6 protein-coding genes and 1 pseudogene are annotated in these 9,441 nt (G+C 71.8%); 3 read left to right on the top strand and 4 right to left on the bottom strand.

From position 1 onward, the window contains the following. Positions 1–228: 228 nt before the first annotated feature. Positions 229–1,179 carry an ATP-binding cassette domain-containing protein gene (locus tag AB0M47_RS40510; RefSeq protein ID WP_363423727.1) on the top strand — a complete coding sequence of 317 codons (951 nt, stop codon included), beginning with the start codon at positions 229–231 and terminating at the stop codon, positions 1,177–1,179. After that, positions 1,176–1,967, top strand: coding sequence for an ABC transporter permease (locus AB0M47_RS40505; RefSeq protein WP_363423724.1), 792 nt, complete (start codon positions 1,176–1,178; stop codon positions 1,965–1,967). The genes AB0M47_RS40510 and AB0M47_RS40505 overlap by 4 nt, the downstream gene beginning before the upstream one ends. An 8-nt stretch (positions 1,968–1,975) precedes the next feature. Here the strand turns inward: AB0M47_RS40505 and AB0M47_RS40500 are convergent, their stop codons facing one another. The 3 genes from AB0M47_RS40500 to AB0M47_RS40490 form a co-directional block, all read right to left on the bottom strand. Beyond that, positions 1,976–5,050 (bottom strand): BTAD domain-containing putative transcriptional regulator, encoded by a 3,075-nt coding sequence (locus AB0M47_RS40500; RefSeq protein WP_363423721.1) that lies wholly within the window; start codon positions 5,048–5,050, stop codon positions 1,976–1,978. Positions 5,051–5,273: 223 nt separating this feature from the next. After that, positions 5,274–6,887 (bottom strand): acetolactate synthase, encoded by a 1,614-nt coding sequence (locus AB0M47_RS40495; protein WP_363423719.1) that lies wholly within the window; start codon positions 6,885–6,887, stop codon positions 5,274–5,276. A 68-nt stretch (positions 6,888–6,955) separates the two neighbouring features. Then, entirely contained in the window at positions 6,956–8,440 is a 1,485-nt protein-coding gene (locus tag AB0M47_RS40490; protein WP_363423717.1) for a glycosyltransferase family 39 protein, read from the bottom strand. A gap of 165 nt (positions 8,441–8,605) precedes the next feature. Between AB0M47_RS40490 and AB0M47_RS40485 the strand changes: the two genes are divergently transcribed. Further along, complete coding sequence (locus AB0M47_RS40485; RefSeq protein WP_363423715.1) at positions 8,606–8,917, top strand: hypothetical protein; 312 nt, start codon at positions 8,606–8,608, stop codon at positions 8,915–8,917. A 69-nt stretch (positions 8,918–8,986) separates the two neighbouring features. On the opposite strand, the pseudogene AB0M47_RS40480 reads toward AB0M47_RS40485, so the two are convergent. Further along, positions 8,987–9,364, bottom strand: a pseudogene (locus tag AB0M47_RS40480) (enoyl-CoA hydratase-related protein); the annotation flags it as partial. Between the last annotated feature and the right edge of the window lie 77 nt (positions 9,365–9,441).

The raw sequence follows: 9,441 nt of genomic DNA, 5'->3' as shown, positions 1-9,441 counted from the left end.
GCCTTCTGATCCCTCGCCCCGTGGGCGCCCTCGTTGATCATGGAGTTTGCCCCCTCGCCACGCCGTCGAGACCACGGTTAACTCCATGATCAACGCGGCGGCAGCGAGCGGCGCGGCGGCAGCGAGCGGCGCGGCAGCCGCGAGCGGCGCGGCGGCGGCGAGCGGGGCGTCAGGGAGCGTCAGCGGCCTGTCAGCGAGGTGTCAGTACCCCTCGGCAGAGTCCGGGGCATGACGAACGCGATTGTTGCGGAAGGGCTGGTCAAGCACTACGGCGAGACCAAGGCCCTGGACGGCGTCGACCTCGCCGTCCGGACCGGCTCCGTGCTCGGCGTACTGGGTCCGAACGGGGCGGGGAAGACGACGCTGGTCCGCATTCTGGCCACACTGCTGACGCCGGATGCGGGGCGGGCCGTCGTCGGGGGGTTCGACGTCGTACGCCAGGCGCACCAGGTCCGTGGCCTGATCGGGCTGACCGGCCAGTACGCCAGTGTGGACGAGAGCCTCACCGGTGTCGAGAACCTCCTGATGATCGGCCGGTTGCTCGGTTTCGGCCGCCGGGACGCCCGGGCGAGGGCGACCGAGTTGCTCGCCGACTTCTCGTTGAGCGATGCGGCCGACCGGGCGGCGAAGACCTACTCCGGCGGTATGCGACGGCGGCTGGACCTGGCGGCGAGCCTGGTCGGCCGGCCCCGGCTGCTCTACCTGGACGAGCCCACCACCGGCCTCGATCCCCGGGCCCGCCTGGAGATGTGGGACATCGTCCGGGCCCTGGTCGCCGACGGCGTCACCGTGCTGCTCACCACGCAGTATCTCGAGGAGGCCGACCAGCTGGCGGACGAGATCGTGGTGGTCGACCACGGGAAGGTGATCGCCGGGGGCACCCCGGCCGAACTCAAGTCCCGCACCGGCGCGCAGACCCTCGCCGTACGCCCCGTCGACCCGACCGATCTGGAGATCGTCACCAAGGTCGTCGCCGAGGTCGCGCGTACCAGTCCGGAGATCGCGGACAGCGTGGTGACCGCGCAGGTGACCGACCCCGCGGCCCTGCCCGCCGTGGTCCGCCGCCTCGACGACGCCGAGGTGGCCGTGGCCGAGCTGACCCTGCGCACGTCCACCTTGGACGAAGTCTTCCTGAGCCTGACCGGCCACCGCACCGACCAAGAAGGAGTCCCGGCGTGACCACTCTGGCCGTCCCCAGCCGCGTGAGCCCGCTGACCGGGCTGAAGAACACGGCCACCCTGGCCTGGCGCAGCCTGGTCAGCATCAAGCACAACCCGTTCGAGATCATCGATCTCAGCATCCAGCCGCTGATGTTCCTGTTGCTGTTCACCTACACGCTGGGCGGTGCGATCGCCGGGTCGACGGACAAGTACCTCGCCTTCGCCCTGCCCGGGATCCTGGTGCAGAACACCATCTTCGCCACGATGAACATCGCCCTGCTGCTCAACAACGACCTGACCAAGGGCGTCTTCGACCGGCTGCGGTCGCTGCCGATCTCGCGGTGGTCGCCGCTGGCCGGGCGGATCCTCGCCGACACGGTGAAGCAGGCCTGGTCGGTCGCGTTGCTGCTGGGCTTCGGGCTGATCCTCGGCTTCCGGGTGCAGACCAGCTTCTGGGGCGTCCTCGGCACCTTCGGGCTCATGCTGGTCTTCTGCCTCTGCGTCGCGTGGATCGCGGTGCTCGTCGGCGTGGTCGCGTCGGCCGAGGACAAGGTGCAGATCTTCATGTTCTCGTTCATGTTCCCGCTGACCTTCACCAGCAACATCTTCGCGCCGACCGAGTCGATGCCGGGCTGGTTGCAGTCCTGGGTGAAGATCAATCCGGTCACCATCCTGGCCGACGCGGTCCGCGCCATGCTCAACGGCGGCGACGTCGCGACGCCCGTGCTCCAGTCACTCGCCTGGGCGGCCGCGATCCTCGCGGTCTTCGCTCCGCTCGCGGTCTGGCGGTTCAAGCGCCGCGTCTGACCCGGCGGTCAGAGCAGCTCCAGCACATTCTCCATCGTGTACGCACGGCCGCGCTCGACCGCTTCGGCAAACGCCGAGGGGCCGAGCGCGGCGCGTACCGCGGACTCGACCCGGACCCGGTCGACGACCGCTTGGTCCTCCACCCCGACGATCTCGGCGGCGGCGCCCAGGTGCATCGCCGCCTTCGTCATCTCCCCCTGCCGCTCCGCGAGGTCGGCCAGGCCGATGAGGACCATCCCGACGATCGGCGAGTCCCCGGCGGACAGCCCTTCCTCCAAGGCTGTGCGGTGCTCTCGGAACGCCGTCGCGTACTCGCCCTCGGCGGCCAGCGTGTAGCCGAGGCCGTTGTGGATCATCGCGCGGAACTGCGGGGCCGACGACGCCGGGCCGAGCTGCGCCAGCGCCGTCTCCATGAACCGCCGGGCGGTCGGCAGATCGCCTTCGAGCCGCGCCAGGTTGCCCCGGCCGTAGGAGACGACGGCGTGGACGTGCGGCTGGGTGGCGTCCTGGGCCAGCTGAGTGGCCGTCTCGATGGCGTCCCGCGCCGCGTCCAACTCCCCCGCCAGGTAGAGCGCCCAGGCCAGGTTCATCCACTGCTGAACCTGATCCTCCTGCGCGCCCAGCTCCGCGGAGAGGCCGATGGTCTCCCGGGCATACTGGGCCGCGGCGGCGAAGTCGCCCACGTTGTTGGCCATGGTGCCGAGGGCGTCCAGGACGAGCGCCAGGCCCCAGCGGTCGCCGATGCTCCGGAACCGTTCGAGCGCCGCCGTGAAGTCGCGGACGGCCACGTCACGGTCCCAGCCCAGGTTGATCGCGGCGTGCCCGTGCAGCGCACGAGCGGTCGCCGCGACCCAGGGGTCCGGGTCCTCGAAGTACCGGGCCAGGATCTCCGCCTCGCTGCCGAGCCCGTTGATCCCGCTGGACATCAACGCCCGCATCGGTTCGGCCAGCCGCAGCATCGGATGCTCCGACTCGTGGCCTCGGGCGATCTCGGCCGCCTCGTGGAGGACCCGGGTGGCGTGCTCGAAGTCGCCGAAGGTCTCGACGTAGATGACCGCGGAGAACACCTTCGCCAGCGCGAAGTACCGCACCGGCGCCTCGCCCGGCAGGTTCAGCGCGTCCTCCACCAGAACGGTGGCCTCCGACCGGTAGTTGCGCAGCCACCAGTACCAGCCGAGGCCGGCGATGAGGCGTACGGCGGTCTCCTTCTGCCCGTGCGCGACCGCCCAGCGCAGCACCGAGAGGAGGTTGTCGTGCTCGGTCTCCAGCAGCCGCAGCCAGGGCAGCTGATCGGCCGTACGCAGCCGAGCCTCGGCTGTCTCGGCCAGCCCGACGAAGTACTCCGTCCAAGCCTTGCGGGCGTCGGCCTCCTCGCCGGACTCGGCGAGCCGCTCCAGCCCGTACTCCCGGATCGTCTCCAGCATCCGGTAGCCGATGCCCTCCGCCCGGATCAGCGACTTCTCCAGCAGCGCCCCGACGACGTCCAGGGCGTCCGGGCCGAGCAGGGCCTCGGCCAGCTCGACGCTGACCACCGAGGTCGCCATCGCCAGCCGCTGCCAGCCCCGGCGTTCGTCGTCGCCGAGCAGGTCCCAGCTCCAGTCGATGACCGCGCGCAGCGTCTGATGCCGGGGCAGTGCCGTCCGGGAACCGCCGCGCAGCAGCCGGAACTTGTCGTCGAGCCGATCCGCCAGTTGTCGAGCCGGCATGCTGCGCAGGCGGGCCGCCGCCAATTCGATGGCCAGCGGCATGCCGTCCAGTGCCCGGCAGATCTCCAGGCCCGCCACGTCGATCTCGAAGTCGGGCCGGACCGCACGGGCGCGCTCCTGGAGCAGTTGCACGACCGGGAAGGTCAGCGCCTGCGCCACCGTCGCGTCCGGCGGCGGCAGTCGCAGCGGCTCCACCGGCCACAACGCCTCCCCCGGTACGCCCAGCGGCTCCCGGCTGGTGGCGAGCACGCGCAGCAGCGGGCACGCGGCGAGCAGTTCGTCGACGAGCCGGGCGGCGGCGTCCACCATGTGCTCGCAGTTGTCGAGGACGAGCAGCGTCCGATGCTCCGCCAGCACCGACAGGATCCGGTCGAGCGGGTCGGCGGTGTCGAAGAAGACGTCCTTACGCAGGGCGCGAGCGCGGGCGCCGAGCGCGGAGACGACCGCCGGGGCGACGTCCTCCGGCTTGGTCACCGGGGCCAGCTCGACCAGCCACACCCCTTCCGGGTACGCCGGAAGCAGTCCTCTCGCGACTTCGAGCGCCAGCCGCGTCTTGCCCGAACCACCGGGCCCGGTCAGGGTGACCAGCCGCGACCGGTCGAGCGTCTCGCGTACGCGGAGCAGATCGGCGTCGCGGCCGACGAAACTCGTGCGTTGGGCGGGCAGGTTCGTCCGGGGTCCCTTGGCCCGGGCGGGTTCGCCGTCGCCTCGCAGGACCTCGACGTGCAACTGCCGCAGCGCCGGGCCGGGATCGGCGCCGAGCTGATCGGCCAGCACCTCCCGATGACGCTCGTACGCCGACAGCGCCTCCGGGCCGCGCCCGGTCGCCAGCAGCGCCCGCATCAGCAGCTCGACCGGGCGGTCCCGCAGCGGATGGGCGGCCGCCAATTCCTGCAACGCGGCCAGTTCGACCGTGCCCGCCTCGATCTGCCGCGCGAAGAGCGTCTCGCGTACCTCGTCGCGCAGGGTGGCCCAGCGAGCGAGCGTCGCCTGGGCGAACTCGGCGCCCTCAGCCTCCGGCAGCGGTTCCCCCCGCCACAACGCGAGCGCTTCCTCGACGCGGCCCGCCGTCGCCAGCCGCTCGAATCGCACCGCGTCCACCGCGTCAGCCGGTACGCGCAGCAGATAACCGCCGGGCGCGGCCTCGATCGGGAGACCGGCCCGGCGCAGCCGGCTGACCAGGGCCTGCAACGCGTTGGCGGCATTGGCCGGGACGTCCTCGGCCCACACCGCGTCGACCAGCCCGGCCGCGCTCACGGCCCGTCCGGGATCGAGCGCGAGCCGGATCAGCAACCGGCGCAGGCGTACGCCGCCGAGGTCGAGGCGCGTGCCGTCGTCGGCCCGCGCCTCCAACGGCCCCAGCAGCGAGATCTCCACCGGCCCATTCTGCCCGACTCGCGTTACGGGCTCCGCCCTCCCGCGCGCCGTCGCGTTGATCATGGGCTTTCCGGTCACGCCACACCGTCGAGACCACAGTTAACTCCATGATCAACGCGGTGAGCGAGCGCAGCGAGCGTGGGTGGGCGAGCGCGGCGAGCGAGCGTAGCGAGCGTGGGTGGGCGAGCGCGGTGGGCGAGCGAGCGCGGAGGCGCAGGGTGGGTTAGGCGAGGTTGGCGGAGCGGGGGTAGGCGTCCGCCGGGTCGGTCAGCACGTTCACCAGGTAGGGCACTCCGGCGTCGAACGCGCGCCGCAGCGCCGGACCGAGCTGGGCCGCGTCGGACACCGTTTCGCCCGCGCCGCCGAGCGCCTCGACGACGGTGTCGTACCGCAGGCCGGGCTGCAGGTCGGCGGCCACGTCGTAGCCGTAGACCGCCCGCATCGGGTGCTTCTCCAGGCCCCAGATGCCGTTGTTGCCGACCACGATGACGACCGGCAGCTTCTGGCGTACCAGGGATTCGGCGTCCATCAGCGAGAATCCGGAAGCGCCGTCGCCCATCAGGACGCAGATCTGCCGATCCGGGTGGGTCACCCGGGCGCCCATCGCGTAGCCCATGCCGGTGCCCAGGCACCCGTAGGGTCCGGGGTCCAGCCACGTCCCCGGCTGCGCGGGCTCCAGGTAGCGGCCCGCGTAGGAGACGAAGTCGCCGCCGTCGCCGATGGTGATGGCGTCGCGCGCCAGCACCTTGCGCAGCTCGCCGTAGACGCGCGCGGGCTTGATCAGCTCGGTCTCGGCCGCCATCTCGGCCGCGTGCTTCTCGGCCGCCGCCGTCTCCACCGCTCGCAACTCGCCGACCCAGTCCGCGTGCGTCGCGCGTACCCCTTGGGCGAACGCGGTGAGGATCAGCCGGAGGTCGCCCGCGGGCGAGACCGCGACGGAGACGTGCTGGGCCCGCTGGGCCGGCGCGTCGACGATGTGGACGACCTGCGCGGACCCGAAGTCGCCGAAACCGAGCCGGAAGTCCAGCGGCGTGCCGATCACCGCCACCACGTCCGCGCGGTCCAAGGCCGCGCGCCGGGACTTCGCGAAGGCCAGCGGGTGTTCCGGCGGCAAGGCGCCGCGGCCCATACCATTGGTGAAGACTGGTACGCCCAACGCCTCGGCCGCCGCTCGCAACGCCTCGACGGCGTCCCCGGCGTAGACGTCGGACCCGGCGACGATGACCGGCCGCTGGGCGTTCCGGAGCAGCTGGGCCGCCTTCTCCACGTCGTCGGGATCGGGTTCGATCACCGCGACCTCGGGCGCCTCGACGACGGCTTCGCCGGTGCTGAACACGACCTCCAGCGGGAAGTCCAGGAACGACGGTCCTCTGTGGGCGGTGAGGCTCGCCTCCAGCGCGTGCTTGACGTCCCGGGCGATCTCCGCCGGATCGGTGACCGTCTTCGCGACCTTGGTGACCGGCGCGACCAGCGGGATGTGGTCGATCTCCTGCAGGCTGCCCGAGCCCCAGCGGAACTGCGGCGCCCGGCCGCCGAGCACGAGCACCGGCACGGCGTTGAAGTACGCGCTGGTCAGCCCGGAGATGCCGTTGGTGACGCCGGGGCCGGCGGTAAGCGCGGCGACGCCCGGGCGGCGGGTCAGCTTGGCGACCGCCTCGGCCGCGAACACCGCGGTCTGCTCGTGCCGCACGTCGTACAGCGGAAAGCCGGCCTGCACCGCAGCGTCGTAGAACGGGAAGATGTGCCCGCCGGAGAGGGTGAACAACTCCCGTACGCCCGCCTGCCGCAGCGCGGCCAGCGCGAGCGCGCCGCCGTGGCCCTCGATGGTCTCGGTCATTGGCGCAGCCTACCCACGCTCTCTAGAAATGTGAAGGACTCTCGCCTTTGTTTCGCGTCCATGGCCCCCTACTTGCGGTCGAGCAGCGCGACGGTGAGCAAGGGGTACCGCCAGACCTCGCTGACGGTGTAGGTGGCCAGGAGAAACGAGGTCTTGCCGCCGTCCAGGCCGTCGCGCGGATCGCTGGGATCGTCGGCGCGGATGACCCAGATCCGCGGCGCGGCGCCCACGCAGCCGGCGACGTCGGCGCACTCCACCGCGAGGAAGTGCCCGCCGGTCCGCTGCGGACTCACCATCAGCGCGTCGCGCGGCGTCTGGCCGGCGGGCAGATACCGGGCGACGATGTCGCGCGGCGACCACGGGATCGACGGATGGTTGTCGCCGTAGACCGCCACGTCGTCCGGCCGGAACCGGGGACCGATGATCTCGGCGATGCGGCGGCCGGCCTGGGTGTGCCCGTCCGGCCGCCGGATGATCACGTTGTTGGCCGCGCCGAAGACCGCCAGCAACGCCACGACCACCGTCGCCTGGCGTACGGACAACCGGCTCAGCCCGGACGCGGCGAGCAGGGCGAGCCCCGGCAGGGTGAAGGCGACATAGCGGGAGACCCAGATCGGGGCCACCATCCCCGCCGCGAGCAGGAGTCCGATCGGCAGCAGACCCCAGCACGCCATCGCCAGCACCCGGCGCTCCCGGCGTACGGCGAGCAGCCCGAGGATGACCAGCGTCGCGGTCACGGCGATCGGCCCGGCGACGCTCAACGCCCGTTCCACCACGCCGTTCTTGCCCGCCCAGCCGAGCAGCGGGATCCAGGAGATCTGCGCGCGCTGGGTCGACGCGGCGACGGCGAACAGTGCGACGCCGGGAAGGCCGGCGGCACCCGCGCTGACCAGCCAGGTCCACCGTGCGTACGCCGGCCAGGCGAGCACGGCGTGGGCGGCCAGGATCATCGCGCCGAACGGCAGCAGAAGCACGGCGACGCCGAGGACGACCGCGTACGCCGCGAGCCGGGCCGGGCCCGGTCGCTCGACCCAGCGCAGCAAGAGCAGCGTCGCCAACGCGAATCCGAAGATCGCCGGCGAATAACCCCGGGCCTCCTGAGCGAAACGCGAGAACACCGGCAGCACCGCCAGCACGAGTCCGGCCAGTACGCCGGCCCGGTGGCCCCAGAGCCGAGCCCCGACGGTCGCGGTGACGCCGACCGTGCCGACGGCGGCCACCGCGGACGGCAGCCGGACGGCGACCTCGGAGGTCCCGGCGATCGCCGTCCAGACGTGCAGGAACGCGTAATAGGGCGCCAGCACGAGATCGGTCTCGCTCAACAGCTCCCGGAGCCCGCCCCAGGACAGCACCGCGGCGTTGACCGAGGCGAGTTCGTCCGCCCAGAGCGCCGGGCGGCCGAGATACCAGGCGGCCAACGCGGCCATCAGCAGCGTCGGCGCAGGCCAGGGCAGGTCGACCGGCCGTCGGCGGCGGGGCGGGACGGAGAGTTGGACGGTCGCGCTCGGGGCTTGCGGCGAAGGGAGGGTGGAACCGGGTCTGACCGTGGCCATCGGCCCTTCCTCGAGCGTCGGCTCTCCTCGGGTGTCAACTTTCCTTGAGCTGCCACCGGCAAAGCATGGGAATCCCCGTCGACTGCCGGGGAACGTATATCAAGGACACAGTCCCCGTTGTCTCCTTTCCGACGTTAGGCCCAACGAATCTCGGAGGAGGTCGACGTGTCGTCGACGGTGTTGCCCGAACCACCCGTGTCCATTGCGGAGTCGCTCGACGGCGGTCGTGAGCGCCGAGGACTCGATCGACCTGGCCGGTTCGACATTGCAGTGACAATTGTCTTTCTCGGGGCGGCAATCGGGATGAGAATGCGGATTCTGGGGGATCCGGCGCATGCGGTCATCGCGGCCAATCCGGATGATCATGTCTTTTCGAATGGGTTCTGGCCCATGCCGCCGACGCCCTCAAGCACGGCGAGTCGCCTCTTTTCGGATGACGAACTGGGCGTGGCTGTTACCGCTGGGCCGCGCCGTTGAGCCGGGGCCGCGCCGTTGAGCCGGGGCCGCGTCATGGGGGGATGACGCGGCCTCCTGAGCGTCTGCCGGTCAGCGGCCGGTGAACTCCGCCGGACGCTTGCCCACGAACGCGGCCATGCCCTCGCGCTTGTCGTCGGTCGCGAAGAGCGCCGCGAACAGCTGCGACTCCCAGGCGAGCCCGCCGGCCAGATCCCGGTCGAGGCCGCCGTCGATCGCCGCCTTCGCCGCCGCGATGGCCTGCGCGGGGCCGCCCACGTACGCCCGGACGAGGCCGACCGCCTCGTCGTAGACCTTGTCGGCCGGGACGACCCGGTCCGCCAGCCCGATGGCGAGCGCCTCCGCGGCGTCCACCATCCGGCCGGTGAAGATGATGTCCTTGGCCTTCGCCGGGCCGACCAACCGGGACAGGCGCTGCGTACCGCCCGCGCCGCTCGGACGCCGGCCGACGATGTACCGACTGCTGGACGATCAGCACCGTCCGCTGGCCGTCTACGCCGACATGCCGCTGCCGCCCGACCGCGAGG

This window comes from Hamadaea sp. NPDC051192, assembly GCF_040682475.1.
Lineage (GTDB): Bacteria > Actinomycetota > Actinomycetes > Mycobacteriales > Micromonosporaceae > Hamadaea > Hamadaea flava.
The sequence above is the reverse complement of the archived record's forward strand: the minus strand, read 5'-3'. Positions and strand labels throughout refer to the sequence as shown.